At 37.0% G+C, this 17612-nt stretch carries 14 protein-coding genes; 8 read left to right on the plus strand and 6 right to left on the minus strand.

All coding sequences use genetic code 11. The annotated features are described in order from the left end of the window. Nucleotides 1–8: 8 nt before the first annotated feature. Nucleotides 9–2771: an outer membrane beta-barrel protein gene (locus tag AC3RVG_RS10195; protein ID WP_489691360.1), complete on the plus strand. Its 2763-nt coding sequence runs from the start codon at nt 9–11 to the stop codon at nt 2769–2771. A gap of 1 nt (nt 2772) precedes the next feature. On the opposite strand, the gene AC3RVG_RS10200 is transcribed toward AC3RVG_RS10195, so the two are convergent. The 6 genes from AC3RVG_RS10200 to AC3RVG_RS10225 all read right to left on the minus strand — a co-directional run bounded on the left by AC3RVG_RS10200 (nt 2773) and on the right by AC3RVG_RS10225 (nt 6719). Beyond that, nucleotides 2773–3267, minus strand: coding sequence for a TPM domain-containing protein (locus AC3RVG_RS10200; RefSeq protein WP_489691361.1), 495 nt, complete (start codon nt 3265–3267; stop codon nt 2773–2775). 110 nt (nt 3268–3377) lie between these two features. Further along, a complete protein-coding gene (locus AC3RVG_RS10205; protein WP_489691362.1) occupies nt 3378–4178 on the minus strand; it encodes a TPM domain-containing protein in 801 nt (266 codons plus the stop codon). Nucleotides 4179–4240: 62 nt separating this feature from the next. After that, the gene (locus tag AC3RVG_RS10210) at nt 4241–4702 is read right to left on the minus strand and encodes a TPM domain-containing protein (RefSeq protein ID WP_489691363.1); all 462 of its coding nucleotides are present in this window, start codon (nt 4700–4702) and stop codon (nt 4241–4243) included. Nucleotides 4703–4784: 82 nt separating this feature from the next. Next, nucleotides 4785–5393 (minus strand): LemA family protein, encoded by a 609-nt coding sequence (locus AC3RVG_RS10215; RefSeq protein ID WP_489691364.1) that lies wholly within the window; start codon nt 5391–5393, stop codon nt 4785–4787. A 12-nt stretch (nt 5394–5405) separates the two neighbouring features. Beyond that, nucleotides 5406–5735, minus strand: coding sequence for a MerR family transcriptional regulator (locus AC3RVG_RS10220; protein ID WP_489691365.1), 330 nt, complete (start codon nt 5733–5735; stop codon nt 5406–5408). A gap of 6 nt (nt 5736–5741) precedes the next feature. After that, nucleotides 5742–6719 (minus strand): M23 family metallopeptidase, encoded by a 978-nt coding sequence (locus AC3RVG_RS10225; RefSeq protein ID WP_489691366.1) that lies wholly within the window; start codon nt 6717–6719, stop codon nt 5742–5744. 121 nt (nt 6720–6840) lie between these two features. Here AC3RVG_RS10225 and alaS point away from each other — a divergent pair, with 121 nt between their 5' ends. The 7 genes from alaS (at nt 6841) to AC3RVG_RS10260 (ending at nt 17568) form a co-directional block, all read left to right on the plus strand. After that, nucleotides 6841–9450, plus strand: a complete 2610-nt coding sequence (gene alaS, locus AC3RVG_RS10230) for an alanine--tRNA ligase (RefSeq protein ID WP_489691367.1) — start codon at nt 6841–6843, stop codon at nt 9448–9450. A gap of 94 nt (nt 9451–9544) precedes the next feature. Next, the gene (locus tag AC3RVG_RS10235) at nt 9545–10498 is read left to right on the plus strand and encodes a GSCFA domain-containing protein (protein WP_489691368.1); all 954 of its coding nucleotides are present in this window, start codon (nt 9545–9547) and stop codon (nt 10496–10498) included. Between the two features lie 135 nt (nt 10499–10633). Further along, entirely contained in the window at nt 10634–11155 is a 522-nt protein-coding gene (locus AC3RVG_RS10240; RefSeq protein WP_489691369.1) for a DUF6252 domain-containing protein, read from the plus strand. 228 nt (nt 11156–11383) lie between these two features. Continuing rightward, a complete protein-coding gene (locus AC3RVG_RS10245) occupies nt 11384–13252 on the plus strand; it encodes an outer membrane protein assembly factor BamB family protein (RefSeq protein ID WP_489691370.1) in 1869 nt (622 codons plus the stop codon). 181 nt (nt 13253–13433) lie between these two features. Next, nucleotides 13434–15413: a tetratricopeptide repeat-containing sensor histidine kinase gene (locus AC3RVG_RS10250; RefSeq protein ID WP_489691371.1), complete on the plus strand. Its 1980-nt coding sequence runs from the start codon at nt 13434–13436 to the stop codon at nt 15411–15413. Nucleotides 15414–15531: 118 nt separating this feature from the next. Then, a complete protein-coding gene (locus tag AC3RVG_RS10255; RefSeq protein ID WP_489691372.1) occupies nt 15532–15774 on the plus strand; it encodes a YlbG family protein in 243 nt (80 codons plus the stop codon). A gap of 3 nt (nt 15775–15777) precedes the next feature. Continuing rightward, entirely contained in the window at nt 15778–17568 is a 1791-nt protein-coding gene (locus tag AC3RVG_RS10260) for a tetratricopeptide repeat-containing sensor histidine kinase (RefSeq protein WP_489691373.1), read from the plus strand. Nucleotides 17569–17612: the final 44 nt, after the last annotated feature.

Here is a 17612-nt window from a genome sequence, read left to right on the forward strand (position 1 = left end):
ACTTTTTTATGCAGAGATTTTTTTCAATTTTTTTCTTCCTATTTGTTTCTTTTGGTTTTTCCCAAAATGTTCACGTTTCAGGTACTTTAATCGACAGTGAAACCCGCGGTCCACTTGAAGCTGCCACCGTTTTTATGGAAACAGTAAAAGACAGTACGTTGATTACTTACACCATTACCGATAAAAATGGCAAATTTGCTTTAGAAGGGAAAACTTCAGAAAAAAGCGTTCGAGTGAACATCAGTTTTGTTGGCTACGAAAACTTTCAAAAGGAAATAAATTTAGATAAACCAATTCAGGATTTGGGGATTATTCCTATTTCGGTTTCGGTAGCAAATCTAGATGAAGTAGTAGTAAAATCGCGCGCTCCCATTACAATCAAAAAAGATACTTTAGAATTTAATGTAGCTTCTTTCAAAACAAAAAAGAACGCCACTGTTGAAGATTTACTGAAAGAACTTCCGGGCGTTGAAGTGGACGCGCAGGGCAATATAACCGTTAACGGAAAGCCTGTTAACAAAATCTTGGTCAATGGGAAGCCGTTTTTTGGTGATGATCCAACTATTGCTACCAGAAATCTCACTAAAGAAATTGTTGAAAAAATTCAGGTAACCGATACCAAAACAGATTCTCAAGCATTTACAGGTGAAAAAGGTGATGAAAACAACAAAACCATAAACATCCAAATTGACGAAGAAAAGAACAAAGGTATTTTTGGAAGGGTGGCAGCTGGTGGTGGAACAGATAAACGTTTTGAATATGCCGGCCTTATAAATTACTTTGACAATGATCTTCGGGTTAGCGCTCTTGCGGGAGGGAACAATATAAATTCTCCAGGTTTTAGTTTTGGGGAAATAGAGAAAATGTTCGGTAGCGCTCGAAATGCTAATTTCAACAGCAATGGTTCTTTCAGCATTAACGGGCGGTCGTTTGGCGGAGGCGATGGTATTACCAATTCTCGTACCGCTGGTGCCAATATTGCGGATAACTTTGGAAAAGGCATAGACCTAAGCGCAGATTATTTTTATTCTTCTGCAAATACTTTTAACGAAGAGTTGCGAAACCGTGAAAATATTTTACCAGAGAATAGATATTTCTCAAATGTGAATACTAAATCAGAAAATGATAATGATAGCCATACGGCAAACTTGAGTTTTAAAACGCAAATAGATTCTACATTTTTGATTTCTATTCGCCCGCAACTAACACTTAATAAAGCTATTTCTGATTTCACCAAAAATGAAGAAAGCCGTGATTTAGATCAGGAACTGATTAATCAATCTAATAACGATAATCACAGCGAAAGGGAAGGAAGTGATTTTAACAATAGTCTCACAATCACCAAAAAATACGGAGATAAGGGCGGCTTTTTTAGGATTATTACAAACAACAAAATTAACGCTATCGATAATCAGGATTATACAAATAGTGAAACACAAATTTTTGGCGACGACCCAAATACAATCTCAAGAAATCAACTTTCTGATGGCAGAAAAAGTTCTTCAGACTTTACTGTAACGCCATCGTGGCGAGTGCCCATTATTGCTGATACACTTTTTCTAAATTTTGAATATTCTTTTGAAAAAGATAAACGAAAAGACCAAGTAAATGTTTTCGATTTTGATGTAGTTTCACAAGAATATACAGATTTCAATACTGCGCAGAGTACCGATTTTACTAATACAAATCAGCAATCCAGTCCAGAAATGGGCGTGACTTATTCTTCCGAAAAAATCTATGCCAGTGTGAATGTTGGTTATGTTTTTAGAACGCTGGAAAGCGATGATGCGCTAAGAGATATAAACTTCAAAAACGATTTTAATGCGTTGGAGATGGGTGTTAATTTTCGATATAAATTCACTAAATCATTTAGCGTATTTTCAGGATATTATCTACAGAATAATGCTCCAGATATAGACCAACTTTCACCTTTTGTAGATATTTCAGATCCATTGAATATTACCAACGGAAACCCAGATTTGAAACCTTCAAACGAGCATCGATTTTATTTTGGAGGAAATAATTACGATTTTAAAAATCAATCTGGCTTCTATTCTTACTTAAATCTCGAAATAACCAATGACCGCGTAGTGCCGAAAACCACCGTGGACGAAAACCTTGTTAGGACTACCACCTACACAAACGTGAATGGCACATATAATTTTTCGGGAAATTTCGGTTTTAATAAAAATTTTAAAATTGACAGTTTACGCACTTTTAAATACGGAGCGTTCATTTATTTGCACGGCAATAAAAATGTGAATTTTATCAATAACGTACAATACAGCAGTAGAACAATTAGTTATACTCCATCATTATATACGAGTTTCAGATGGAAGGATATATTTGAAATAACCCCTAGGTACGCCATTAATTATAGCATCAATAGTTTTGAAATAGACACATTTGAAGACAATAATTACACGCGGCACGAATTCAATTTACGAGCTACTACTTTTGTTCCGAAATTTTTAGAATGGAGCAATGATATCGAATACGTATATAATGCTGATGTTGCCGATGGTTTTAACAGAAGTTATGTTTTTTGGAACAGCTCATTAACCTATTCATTCCTAAAAGATAGCGGTAGTGCAACTCTTAAAGTTTACGATTTGTTGAACCAAAATAATAACGTCCAGCGGACTTCAAACCAAGATTATATACAAGATGTCCAGAGTACGGTTTTAAAGCAATATTTTATGCTTACGCTGAGCTATAAATTTAATACGCTTGGTAAAAAAGGAGAGATAGATGATAATCCTTGGGATTGATTTATTTCCAGGCTTCAATTATCGCATCAACACCCTTGTCGATTCCTTTAAAATAATTACCGTTTTTGAACTCAGGAATCATAGTACTATCGATTATTTGTTCGCATATCGAGTCGGTTAAAATTTTCTCTGTGCCATACCCTGTAGCAATAGCCACTTTTCTGAGTGATTTTGAAAGCACGATTACCAGGCCATTGTCGAGGTCTTTTTGGCCCACACGCCAATAACTTCCCAAATCGCTGGCATACTTTTGAATATCATTGTAGGGCGAAATAGAGTCTACAGTCACCACTACAATTTGTCGTGTTGTAGCATCACCATACTCCACCAATTTGGCGGCAAGCTCGTAATTTTCTGCAGTTGAAAATATATTCGAACTATCTACTACAGCTAATGAATTTGGGTTTTCTGGAAAAACTTCGGAATAATCTCGATCCTGACCTTTACAGGAAAAAACAAGGGTGAATATGAAAATTGATACTAATGAAAGTTTCATTTTTATAACATCTTTAGACCTACAAGGTTTTAAAAACCTTGCAGGAAGTTTCATTCTGAACAAATCTTTTCGATATCTTAAAGAAGTTCCTCTTCAGGGATTAGGGGGTTTTACCAACCACCGCTAGCGCCACCACCTCCAAAGCCACCGCCGCCGAAACCGCCACCAAAGCCGCCTCCGCCACCACTTCCGCCGCCGAAGCCGCCTCCGCCGCCGCCAAAACCACCTCGTCCAAGGCTGCTAAGTACAATTATGTCTAACAGACTGCTCCTACCGCCGCCTTTTCCGCCTTTGCCTCCTTTACGGATTAACGCAATAATAATAATGATAAAAATGAAGATAATAAAGAATGGTATAGGAGTACCGTCTTCTTTTTTTCCGAAATCGCGATCTTCTTTAAATTCTCCTTTTAGAGCCGCAAAAACGGCGTCGCTACCTTGATCTAAACCTTCGTAAAAATTGCCGGTTTTGAACTGGGGAATCATGATGCGGTTAATGATACGTTCAGACATTAAATCGGTAATTCTATATTCAATTCCGTAACCTGTGTTTATGTCCACTTTGCGGTCATCTTTGGCGAGGGTAATTACAATTCCGTTGTCTTCATCTTTTTGACCAATGCCCCATTTCTGTCCCCATTCTGCACCTAGAATTGAAATGTCTTCACCTTTTGTAGTACCGATTATAATACAAACTATTTGTGTGGAAGTTGAATCGGCATATCGTTTCAACTTATTTTTTAAGGCAGATTCTTGGGCAGGCGTAAGTAGGTTTATATAATCGTACACCGAAGTTTGCTCCGCAAGTTTTGGTTTTGGTGGAATTTCATACTGCCCCCAAACATTTTGGAAGCAACATGTAATCGCGATTAATACTAATACGAATTTATATTTCTGAAGAATTTTTTTCATTGAATTTTTTTTGCCAACTTATACGGTTGCTGGCTGGAGCCGAAACACTTTGTACTTAAAAATTATCCTACCGAAATATCGTCCGGCAATTCATTTTTATCATCTTTTTTATAAGGAAAGTGCTTTTTCAATTGTTCGCCAGCTTTTAGTATTCCTTCCACCAAACCTTGTTTCATATCACCATTTTTAAAATGGCTAATAATAACGTCTTTGGTGCTTTCCCAAAAGTTTTGTCCCACAATTTCATTAATGCCTTTATCACCCAAGATAACGAGGGTTCTATCGTTCACTGCAACATATAGTAGCACGCCGTTGCGTTCTTGAGTTTTGGCCATATTAAGCGTATCAAAAACTTCTGCAGCGCGGTCAAATGCATCTATTTGCTCGCCAGGTTCTTCGGTAGAGATAGAACTGGGTTCTAAATGCACACGTATTTCTCCCGAAGTATTTTTTTCGGATATACGAATTGCTTCAATAATTGCTGCTTCTTCCTCTTTGGTGAGAAAATCTTCAACTTTAGACATGCTTTATTTTTTTTTAAATTCTGAAATATTGTTCAGTTGAAAAATACTTCCAACTGCCAATTGCAACTGCTTACTGTAAACTTTATTTTTTGTCTTTTCCTAAGTCGAAGTCTACTTTTGGAGCATTTTCGCTGCCTGCATCTGCTTTAAAGTATGCTTTCTCGTGGAAGCCTAAAACACCTGCAAACATCTTTGTAGGAAACTGATTGATTTCGGTATTGAACAATCGCGCCTCCTCATTGAATCTATTTCTTTCAACGTTGATGCGGTTTTCGGTACGTTCCAATTCGTTTATCAATTCCTTGAAATTTTCATTCGCTTTTAAATCTGGATATCTTTCAAAAACAGCCAATAAACGCGAAAGGGCAGAAGTAACACCAGCCTGAGCTTCTTGGTACTGTGTCAATTGCTCGGGGGTAATGTTTGAAGGGTCAATAGTAACGGAGGTCGCTTTACTTCTGGCTTCAGTAACAGCAATTAAAGTTGACTGTTCAAATTCAGCATAGCCTTTTGCAGTACTTACAATATTAGGGATAAGGTCTGCCCGACGTTGATAGGAACTTTCCACGTTAGCCCATTGCGCAGTTGCTTTCTCGTCTAGCACAACTAATTTGTTGTTTTGACTGGCCAAAGATGATCCAATTATAAAAATAATTCCAAGAATAATAATAAGAGGTAACCATTTTTTCATGATACAATTGATTTAGAGTTGTTCTTTAATTTTTAATAATTCTGCTTTTACCGATTCCAATTTTCTAATAATTTCAAATTGGTCTAGTGTTTTTTGCTTGTTTTCCTTTAAATGGATTTTAGCGCCGTCCAGTGTAAAACCGCGCTCTTTTACCAAATGATAAATGAGTTCAAGATTTTTTATGTCTTGAGGTGTAAACTTGCGATTGCCTTTTGCATTTTTCTTGGGCTTTAGTACATCAAATTCCTTTTCCCAAAAACGTATCAGCGAGGTATTCACGCTGAAAGCTTCGGCTACTTCGCCGATGCCATAATACAATTTTTCTGGTAGGTCTATGTGCATCTAGAATTAATCAAGCGATTGGTTTTCTTCTTGTGATTTTCTCAAAATATCTGCAAATTCTTCTGCAGTTAAACTTCCGTAGTAAAAATTAATTGGGTTAATGCGATCACCGTCTTTAAAAACTTCGTAATGACAGTGAGGCGCCTCGCTTCTTCCGGTACTTCCCACAAAGCCAATAATGTCTCCACGCTGAACTTTTTGTCCCGGACGCACATTGTATTTGTACAAATGCGCATACAGACTCTCATAGCCATAACCGTGTTCTACAACAACGTGGTTTCCGTAGCCCGTGGCGTTATTATCGGCACGTGAAACTTTACCATCGCCAGTTGCATAAACTGGTGTTCCTCGTGAGGCGGTAAAATCCATTCCATAATGAAACTTTCGTGCTTTTGTAAATGGATCTGTTCTGTATCCATAACCTGAAGCCATGCGTGTAAGGTCTTCATTTTTTACTGGCTGAATGGCGGGGATTGCAGCTAAAAGCTTCTCTTTATTCACTGCAAGTTTAGCTATTTCTTCAAGCGATTTTGACTGCACAACGATTTGCTTCGTCAAAATATCTAAATTTCGAGTTGTGTTTGCTATCAATTTTGAATTGTTAAAACCCTCTAAATCTTTATATCGGTTTATCCCTCCAAAACCTGCTTTTCGCTGTTCTTCTGGTATAGGGTTGGTTTCAAAATATACGCGATAGAGGTTGTTATCTCTATCTTCAACTTCCGCAAGTACAGCCTGTGCCTGATTTATCTTTTTATTTAAAAGTTCAAATTGCAGGTGCATATTGTTCACTTCCCGTTGTAAGGATAATTCTTTGGGAGTTTGTACAGATGGAAGGTTTATGTAAACCAAAAGCAACAGAAATCCACTCAGTAACGAGCCTAGAATACTTAGCGCGAAAATCTTTAGTCTTCGACCCTTTTTCTTTTCTATTTTTCGGTACGAGAGCGTTTCGCTATCGTAGTAATATTTAACCTTAGACATGCGTTAAAAAATTGCTATTTTTGCGCTTTGTTGTTAGCGCGGAGTAAATGTAACGTTTTTACAAAGATAGAAATAGTTTCCTTCTGCGCCCAACCATTAATTTAGCATAATTTTATAAGAAATGAAGTCCAAGGAAATACGTTCCCAATTTTTAGAATTTTTCAAGTCGAAACAACACACCATTGTTCCATCGGCGCCAATGGTGGTTAAAAACGACCCTACACTAATGTTTGTCAATAGTGGGATGGCACCGTTTAAGGAATATTTCTTAGGAAATGGAAAACCAAAAAGCAACCGAATTACCGATACCCAAAAATGTCTGCGCGTTAGCGGAAAACACAATGATTTGGAAGAAGTGGGAATGGATACCTATCACCACACCATGTTTGAAATGCTCGGGAACTGGAGTTTTGGCGACTATTTTAAAAAAGAAGCAATAGAATGGGCGTGGGAACTTTTAACCGAAGTATATAAAATTGATAAAGAAATTCTTTACGTTACAATTTTTGAAGGGGACGAAAGTGAAGGTTTAGAGCGCGATACCGAAGCCTACAATCTTTGGAAACAATTTGTACCCGAAGACCGTATTTTAAACGGTAATAAAAAAGATAACTTCTGGGAAATGGGCGAACAAGGCCCATGCGGACCGTGTAGCGAAATACACGTAGATATTCGTTCTGCCGAAGAAAGAGCTAAAGTTTCAGGAAAAGATTTGGTGAACAATGACCATCCACAAGTAGTGGAAATCTGGAATTTGGTTTTTATGCAATTCAACCGAAAAGCCAACGGTAGCCTAGAAAAATTGCCTTCCCAACACGTTGATACGGGAATGGGTTTTGAGCGTTTGTGTATGACTTTGCAAAACAAACAAAGTAATTATGACACTGATGTTTTTACACCGCTTATTCGTGAAATAGAAGCGATAACGAATTCTAAATACGGTAAAGACGAGAAAAAAGATATCGCAACCCGCGTTATTGCAGATCACGTTCGTGCGGTAGCTTTTTCTATTGCAGATGGACAATTGCCAAGCAACACTGGTTCCGGATATGTAATAAGAAGAATTTTAAGAAGAGCAATCCGCTACGGTTTTACGTTTTTAGACAAAAAAGAACCGTTCATTTATAAATTGATTGAAACTCTAAGTGCCCAAATGGGGGAGGCTTTTCCAGAACTTATCACAGAAAAGAATTTAATTACAAATGTTATCCGCGAAGAGGAACAATCGTTTCTTCGTACGCTCGATCAAGGTTTGGTGTTACTTGAAAATATTATCGATTCTGCGGATTCCAAGGAAATTTCAGGTAAAAAGGCGTTCGAATTGTACGATACTTTCGGTTTCCCAATAGATTTAACTGCTTTAATTCTTCGTGAACGCGGTTATTCTTTAAATGAAAAGGACTTCGATTCTGAACTTCAGCAACAAAAAGATCGTTCTCGCGCAGCCACGAAAGTGGAAACTGGCGATTGGGTGGTTTTACAAAAAGACGATGTTGAAGAATTTGTGGGTTACGATACGCTGGAAACTCAGGTAAAAATTACACGTTACCGAAGAGTAGAAAGCAAAAAAGATGGCGAAATGTACCAACTTGTTTTCAACCTAACACCTTTCTATCCCGAAGGTGGTGGGCAAGTGGGAGACAAAGGTTATTTAAAAGCGGCAGATGGCGGCGTAACTTATATTGTAGATACCAAAAAGGAAAACAACTTAATAATCCATTTTACAAAAACGCTTCCAAGAAATCCTGAAGCTAGTTTTAATGGAGTAGTTGACGAATTGCAACGAAGCCGAACTGCTTCAAACCACACCGCAACGCATTTGCTTCATCAAGGTTTGCGAAATATTTTGGGCGAACACGTAGCGCAAAAAGGTAGCATGGTTCACAGTCGAAATTTGCGATTCGATTTTTCACATTATGCTAAAGTGACGGATGAACAATTAAAACAAGTTGAAGATTTTGTAAACGCAAGAATCCGCGAGGGAATTGTTTTAGAAGAACGTAGAAATATTCCGTACCAACAGGCAATCGACGAAGGTGCAATTGCACTTTTTGGCGAAAAATATGGCGATGCAGTTCGTGCTATAAAATTCGGAAAATCGATGGAATTATGCGGTGGAACGCACGTGCCGAACACCAATAATATTTGGCATTTTATAATTACTTCGGAAGGCGCAGTTGCATCTGGAATTAGAAGAATTGAAGCTATTACTGGCGATTCGGCAAAACAATATTTTATTGATAGAAGTGAATCTTTTGCATCTCTTCAAAAAGCACTAAATAATTCGCAAGACCCGGTAAAAGCAGTTGAAAGCTTGCAGGAAGAAAATAGCAATTTACAGAAACAAATTCAGCATTTGTTAAAAGATAAAGCCAAGAATTTAAAAGGCGATTTGAAAAGTGAAATTCAAGAAATTAATGGCGTGAATTTTCTTGCTAAAAAGATTGATTTAGACGCTGGCGGTATGAAAGATTTGGCTTTTGAAATGGGCGGTGAAACCGAAAATCTATTTCTAGTTTTTGGCGCCGAATACGATGGAAAAGCTTTACTAGCTTGTTATATTTCGAAGGAATTAGCAATCGAAAAAAGCCTCGATGCTGGAAAAATAATTCGCGAGCTTGGAAAATACATCCAAGGCGGCGGTGGCGGACAACCGTTTTTTGCCACAGCAGGCGGTAAAAACCCAGCAGGAATAGACGAAGCTTTAATAAAAGCTAAATCCTTTGTGTAATTCTGCATCTTCTTTGTGCTACTCTGTGAAATAACTATTACGCAGAGTTGCACGGAGAACCACGGAGGCTCGCTGAGTTTAACCACAATGAAACATGAAACTTCAAACTGAAATACCACTTAAACCCGAAGAAAATCAAATAGATTATTCTTCGGATATACTATTGTTGGGAAGTTGTTTTTCGGAAAACATCGGGGAGAAGTTTGATTTTTTTAAATTTCAGAATCTGCAAAATCCGTTTGGAATAATTTTTAATCCAGTTTCCATTGAAAAACTAATAATTCGGGCGATTGAAAACGACTTTTTTTCCGAAGAAGATATTTTTGAGCACAACGGAATTTGGAAATGTTTTGAGGCACATTCTGAGCTTGCAGCTTTGAACAACGTTGATTTCCTGAAAAATTTAAATTCGGCACTTCAAAATTTACGTGAAGCATTATATACTTCAACACATATAATTTTTACGTTCGGAACATCCTGGGTTTACAGACATTTGGAAAGTGATGAAATAGTCGCCAATTGCCACAAACTTCCGCAGCAGAATTTTAAAAAGGAATTACTTTCCATCGATACTATTTCAAAAAGCATTCAGCATACTGCGGAAAAAATTTCTGCCATAAACCCAAATGTTACTTTTATATATACAGTTTCGCCGGTGCGCCATCTAAAAGATGGTTTCACAGCAAATTCACTCAGCAAAGCACATCTAATTGCTGCAATTCAGCAGACATTGTCACTTCCAGCGCAGTCGAGTAGCTTTTATTTCCCTTCTTTTGAAATAATGATGGACGAGTTGCGCGATTACAGATTTTATGCTGAAGATATGCTTCACCCAAATAAAACGGCGATTGAAATTATTTGGCAAAAATTTTCTGAAGTTTGGATTGCTTCAGAAACGGAATCACCTCAGAAGGAAATTTCTTCTATTCAAAATGGTTTACTTCACAGGCCATTCAATTCAGAAAGTGCGGAGAATCTTCAGTTCTTGGAGAAACTTCAGCAGAAAATGGCTTCAATTCAAAATCGATTTCCACACATAAAATTTTAGAGATTCATTGCGCTTTTGGGGGTTAATGTTGCAGAATACGGCAACTGCCCTATTGTGAACTATCTGTGAATGAGGCAATTTTGTTTCAAATAGTATTCACGTATTCGCTTCGGCGGAGAACTAAAACCAAACGTTATGAAATTTTTCAAAAAATCAATTTTAGTATTAATGGCTATCGCAGCCGTGAGTTTAACTTCTTGTAAAAAAGACGACGATGGCGGCGGAGGTGGCTCGGCCGGCTCTGGAACCGTGGCTGCAAAAGTTGGAGGCAGTGATTTTAGATCCATGGAAATTGCTTCAACGGCAAGTCAGTCTACTGGTGGTGGAACCACTACGATTACCCTTCAGGGTTCCGACGCAGATGGTAAAGGAATTTTTATTATCATCAATAATTATGATGGAACTGGAACTTATGAGTTTACAGATTCAAATGTATTCGTAACTGCTACATATATTGAAGCAAATATAGATAACCCCATGGATTCACAAACATGGTCTGCTCCTTACCAAGATAGTGGCGTTGTAGGCGAGGTTAAAGTTTCTGAAAAAACTGATACTAACATTAAGGGCACGTTCAACTTTATGGCTAAAAACGTAAACGGCGATCAGTCCATAAAAAATATTACAGAAGGATCTTTCGATCTTAACTTTCAATAATTAAACACACTAAGAAAAATCTCAGATGTTGAGGTTTTTACGTGGGCCGGGGGCGAAACGCAAGTTTTACCTCCGGTTTTTTTTGTCCCCCTAGCACCCAAAGGGGAATTACAGAATTACGCAATGGTTAACCCCTTGGAGGTTAGGGGTCAAATACGTCAATTGCCCTATTGATTGCACCTTTATTTCGAGGCATCTTTGAATATCAACATTTAAAAAACCACGATTATGAAAACTTCAATTCTTTTTTACGTATTGCTTTGCTTTGTGTTTTTTACTAGTAATCCATTGCTGGCACAAAGAGCAGAGGAACCAGATTTTCGTTACGATACTGGAGCCAAAATTAATGAAATGAGCTTAACACAAGGAGGAACAATGGTGGTTGCAACCAACGATGGCCTAGTGGGGATAAAGCCAGGTAGCAACCAACTATTGTTCAACTTTACCGAGTACGGAAGGGTTAAGCCAGAGGAGCTTACCTATATTCCGAATGCACCTTATGTAGTTATTTACCAAGGTGGCTTTGCTAATTTGAGCTCTAAAAAAACCGTTATTGACTATATTTCGGGAAAAACACTTTTTAGTACTGAAACTAATGGTTGGAAAGATGTTATAACATTACACGTTATGATGCCTCAAAATAAACTAGTAGTAAGCGGAAACAGAACCTCAAAAGAGAAATATGCGCAACAAGTGGCTGTTTATGACCTTAACACCGGAAAAGAAGATTATAGGTTCGATATTGGCGAACCCGGACGAGTAGGTATTGCGAAAACGTATGTGGTAACCGGAACTCCGCTTTTGTTAAAGAATAGTCTGGTAGTGCCAACTTCGCAAGGGGTTTTTAATATGAAAGCTCAAACTGGAGAACTTATTTGGCAAAATGATATGAAAAATATGAATTCACTTGTTGCAGATATTTCAGAAACTGAAATTTATGCCTTTGAATTAGTAAACCAAGGAAAAAATACCCGCATTCACAAACTGGGAATTAATGGTGCGGAGCTTTGGAAAGACGATCATAAAGTAAAAGGGCAAGTGGCAAATTTTGAAATTCTACCCAATGGAATTGCTGTAGTGAGTAATCAAAATGACGGCGGTAGCGATAGCGTTTTTGCAGCAAAAAACGAATCGAACATTGCATTTTTAAGCGCCACAAACGGTGAAGATCTTTGGGATAAAGCGCCAAAAACTAAAGGCTATGTGCAGCATTTTTATGTAATGGAAGATGGTATTCTCTTCGGAATTTATGAAGGCGGAATCAATAAAATTTCTTTCGATGGGCAAACGCTTTTCAAAAAACCTTTAAAGACGGGAGAAAACATTTTAACGATGGCACACACGCCACAGGGACTGATTTATATAACTTCAGAAGATGCAAATATTGTAGACCTAAAAACAGGCGATCAAGTTTGGAAGAAACCATTGAAATATAAAAGAGCAGATGCCGTAAGCTCTACTTTAGACAAAAAGAATAACCGCTTTCTTATAAGTGTTGACGAAACCTTGTATGCGGTAGATGCTACTTCGGGGGAAGTAAGCACTTTAGCCGAATCAAAATTTGATGGAAAGGAAGACCCAACACACGTAGAAATTCGTGATGGAGGCATACTTCTTACTAGCGATCAAAATATGCATTTAATGGATTGGAACGGTGGCAAGCAGTGGCAGGAATATTATCGCGCTCCAGGGAAAAGCGCTATGGGGGCAATACTTGCAGGCGTTGCGGCAGTTGCTGCGGCAACAACGGCAGTGGCGGCAGCTAATTCTTCTGTGCAGAATAAATTAGCAGGTTATGATAGTCAGTCGGAACGCGACGCAGATTTAGCGGGAGGAATGGCCGCAGCTAGTGGTGCCTCCGTCTCCGAAATGTTGAAACGTTTTAAAGCCACAGCGGCTACTAAAAATGATCAATTTATACTTACAAAACTTGACGACGGAGTAGGCTTGGTGAAAATTAACAAAGACTCCGGAAAAAAGGAAAAGGAAATTGTTTTAAAAGACAAACAACCAGAATATATAGTAGATGAAATAGGTGGATTGCTTTATTACAAAGCAGATAATAATTCCATTTATGCATACGACCTTAAAAAATAAAGTGATTTACTAACCAGATTATTTTTCAAAGCCGCAAGTGAAGTGAGGAGCATTTGAGGTTAAAAACCCCATAAGTATTTATGGGGTTTAAATTTTAATTGTATTTAACGAGTTCAAATGTTTTGAAAACTACTTTGTTAGATTTTTTTCTGTATTTTAGGTAACTCACCAAAAGCCGTTTATGAGCCGTAATTTGTATATAATACTATTTTTGGTTTTGGGAGGTTCAAGCCTTTATTCCCAATCTGCCCAAAAAAAGATAGATAGTTTAATGCAGGTTGCCGAATCTTCTAACGATTCTATTAAACTTCGGCTTTTCAATAGAATAAGTTTCTATTACATTTTCAACGAACCGGAACGTGCTAAAAGTTTACTTTTAAAAGGAATAACACAATCCCAAAACAAGAAAATTCCTTTTTCCGAAGCGGAACTTATCAATACCTATGGAATTTACTACGACGTTTCTGGACAGTCAGATTCTGCAAAATATTACTTCGAGAAGGCATTAAATATTAGTAAAACCCATAATTATAAAACCATTACCATAATGGTAATTAATAATTTGGGAATGTTTCATTGGAACAAAGGCAATTACCAACAAGCCTTAGACTATTTTTTCCAAGCTCTGGAAATGAATAAAAGCGAACTTTCGGGTTCAAAAGCAGATACATATTATAACAATATCGGGCTTATTTATCAGGATATGGGCCTGCCGGATAAAGCATTGGAATATCATTACCAAGCACTGGAAATACGCCGGAAACTCAAGGATAAGAAGGAAATAGCTATTTCGCTTAACAATATTGGGATATCTCTTTTATTGAAAAAAAATTATAGCGAAGCCGAAAAAACATTCAAAGAAGCAATTGAAACCGCAAAAGCGGCTAATGAATACGGCGTTCTTTATAATGCTTCAGACGGATTGGCAGATGTGTATATTACAACTGGAGCTTACCAAAAAGCTATCCCAATTTTAGAAAAATCTATTAAAGAAAGGGACCAATTAAATATTGAACGGAGGGCAAATCTCTCTGCAATTGCAAATATTATTTCGGCTTATTTGGGCACGGGGCAGTTAAAAAACGCAAAAGATTATATTGACAAAGGCAATAATTTTTTGGATGAATTCCCAGATCTGTTGGTCTCTACGGTAGATTTTTATGGCGCCGCTTCCCAAGCGTATTTTATGGAGAATAATTATAAAGAAGGAAAACTTTATTTTGAAAAAACCTTGGCTGCAAAAGACAGTATTTTTTCAACCGAAAACGCTCACAAAACCGCTTCTTTAGAAACAAAATATAAAATTTCTGAGAAGGAAAGAGACTTAGCCGAAACCCGAGCAAACCTTGCCGAAAGCGAATTACAAGGCGAGCAAAAAAACAGTTTTATTTTCGGAATGGTTGCATTAGTGCTTTTTACCGGAATTCTTGGATTTCTTATTTTTCGGCAGCAGAAACTTAAAAACAGTCAACTTGAGAAAGAGGCTGAGCTTAAAACTGCTTTGGCAAAAATTGAAACCCAAAATCAACTGCAAGAACAACGACTGCGCATTTCGCGCGATTTGCACGACAATATTGGTTCGCAACTTACTTTTATAATTTCTTCCGTAGACAATTTAAAATTCGGGATGGAAGGTGTTGCAAATACAATAACCGAAAAACTCGGAAAAATTAGCGGATTTACTTCTCAAACTATTTATGAGCTTCGCGACACGATTTGGGCAATGAACAAAACAGATATTTTAGTTGACGATTTGCAGGCTCGAATTTCTAACTTTATAGAAAAAGCCGTCGTTGCAAGCGATGTTGATTTTCAGTTTAATGTGGACAAAGCACTTTTGAAGGAAACTGTTTTTAACTCTGTACAAGGGATGAATATTTACAGGGTAATGCAGGAGTCTGTAAACAATGCATTAAAATATTCAGAAGCAACGGAAATTATGGTTTCTCTCGTAAAAGTTTCACTTCCTTTTGGTGATGAACCTGGGGAAGAAACTTCCTATAAACTAGAAATAGTTGATAACGGAAAAGGTTTCGATATTGAAAAAACCATATTCGGAAACGGTATTGCAAACATGCAAAAACGCGCTAAAGACTTGAATGCAAAAGTGGAGATAATTTCAGAAAAAGGTAAAGGAACTGCGGTTGCTCTTTTGTTTTAAAAATTCAAAATTAATCGATTATTTGGGGTCGGTTGGAGCGCAATAAATAGGGCAACTGCCCTATGTGCTTACGGTTTGTAAATCAGTATATTTAGGCTACAAAACCAAAAGAGAAATTATGTATCTGCAAATCACCATTTTATTGGTTTTAGCGCTATCTTTAATTGGGATAATAGTTTGGTTTTTCAACACGAAAAAGTCGATAGGGCACGCACATAACCATAACATGGAAATGTTGGAAAGTGCTATTTACAAGCATCGTTCTCAGCTTAATTTTAGAACACTTCATCTCAATAGGTATAATTTTGTAAAGTATAATCTGGACGAAGCCCTAGTTGTACAACCAGAAATAAAACTTTAAATTATGGTAAAAGCTATTCTTTTTTATCTGGTTTTATTTAGCGTTACAACTATCTATTCACAAAATAAAACCAAGATAGATTCCATTAACAAACTCTATGTGCAGGGGTTGAATATTCCCCAAGACTCCATCATTGCATTATTTCAGAAAAATATAAAAGACGCCGAAAAAATTTCATATAAACTGGGTGTGGCCGATGCGTATTTCCAACTTTCTTTAGTTTATGGCTATCAAGGCAAATATGAAAAAAGCACAGAAAGCACTATTAAGGCCGTAACGATTTATGAAGACATGAATCAATTAGATAGGCTCGCTGACTATTACGGCGAAATGGGCTATAGTTTAAAATATAACGACTTTCCTAAGGCGATTCAATACATGCAAAAAGGAAAAGCACTTGCCGAGGCTAATAATTTTGAGAACGAACTTAAAGATATTTACAATAACTACGGCGTTTTAAAAGAAATAAACAATGAATTAGACAGCGCGATTTATTATTATAATCGAGGGCTGGAAATAAAATTAATTTTGAATGATACCATCGGAATTCCATATAGTTGGAGCAATTTGGCTGGCGTTTATGGGCTTCAGGAAAATTTCTCGAAATCGAGAGAATATTTTAATAAATCGCTTCAACAAAGATTAGTATGGGCAGATTCCTTGGGAATTGCAGAAAACTATACCCAATTGGGCGAAGTTTTTATGGCTGAACAAAAATGGAATGACGCGATTCCGTTAATGCACAAATCGTTGCCTATTTCACTAAAAAAGCAATATCAAAATCTGACGATTTACAATTACAAAATGCTTTCAGATATTTATAAAAAGTTGAATATTGTAGATTCGGCTTTGTATTATTTTGAACAATATACTACGGTAAAAGATAGCGTACATAGTCTAAAAGTTAAGGAGCGTATTTCTGCATTAAACATTGAATTTGAAACCGAAAAAAAGGAAAACCAAATCCTTCAACAGCGTGCACAATTGGCGGAAAAGGATTTACAAGTTCGCCGCAAAAACACATTTATTTTTGGCAGTTTGGGTTTGGCATTAATTCTGGGATTACTCGGGTATTTGCTGTATAATCAGCAGAAATTGAAAAATCGTCAACTTCAAAAGGAAGGCGAGTTGAAAGCTGCGCTATCGCAAATTGAAATTCAAAACAAACTGCAAGAACAGCGTTTGCGAATTTCTCGCGATCTGCATGATAATATTGGATCTCAACTTACTTTTATAATTTCCAGCATCGATAATGTGAAGTTCGGCTTTACGGATATTAGTGAAAAATTGAACAGGAAACTCACTAATATCAACAGTTTTGCCTCGCAAACGATTTATGAATTGCGCGATACTATTTGGGCGATGAATAAAGAAAAGATTACGTTTGAAGATCTCCAGATACGCATAGCCAACTTTATTAAACACGCTCAAAATGCTTCGGAACAAACAGAATTTTCTTTTGATATTGATAAAAATGTTGACGAAACTCACCTATTTTCATCGGTTGAAGGCATGAACATTTACCGAATTATTCAAGAAGCTGTAAACAATGCGTTAAAATATGCTTCCGCAGAAGAAATTGAGGTGGATATTTCAAAAGAAGAAAATCATTTTAAAATTGAAATTCTAGATAATGGTAAAGGTTTCGATCCAGATACCACTGATTTAGGCAATGGATTGAGTAATATGAAAAAACGCGCTCGCGAAATTGGTGGAAATATTGAAGTTATTTCAAAAAAGAAAAACGGCACACGAGTTATTCTAAACATTCCTATAAAACCAAGTTATCAGTAATTTTCAATATTTTTCAAAATCCGGTTTTATACGTCAATTGCCCT

The organism is Aequorivita sp. IT1282, assembly GCF_058068205.1.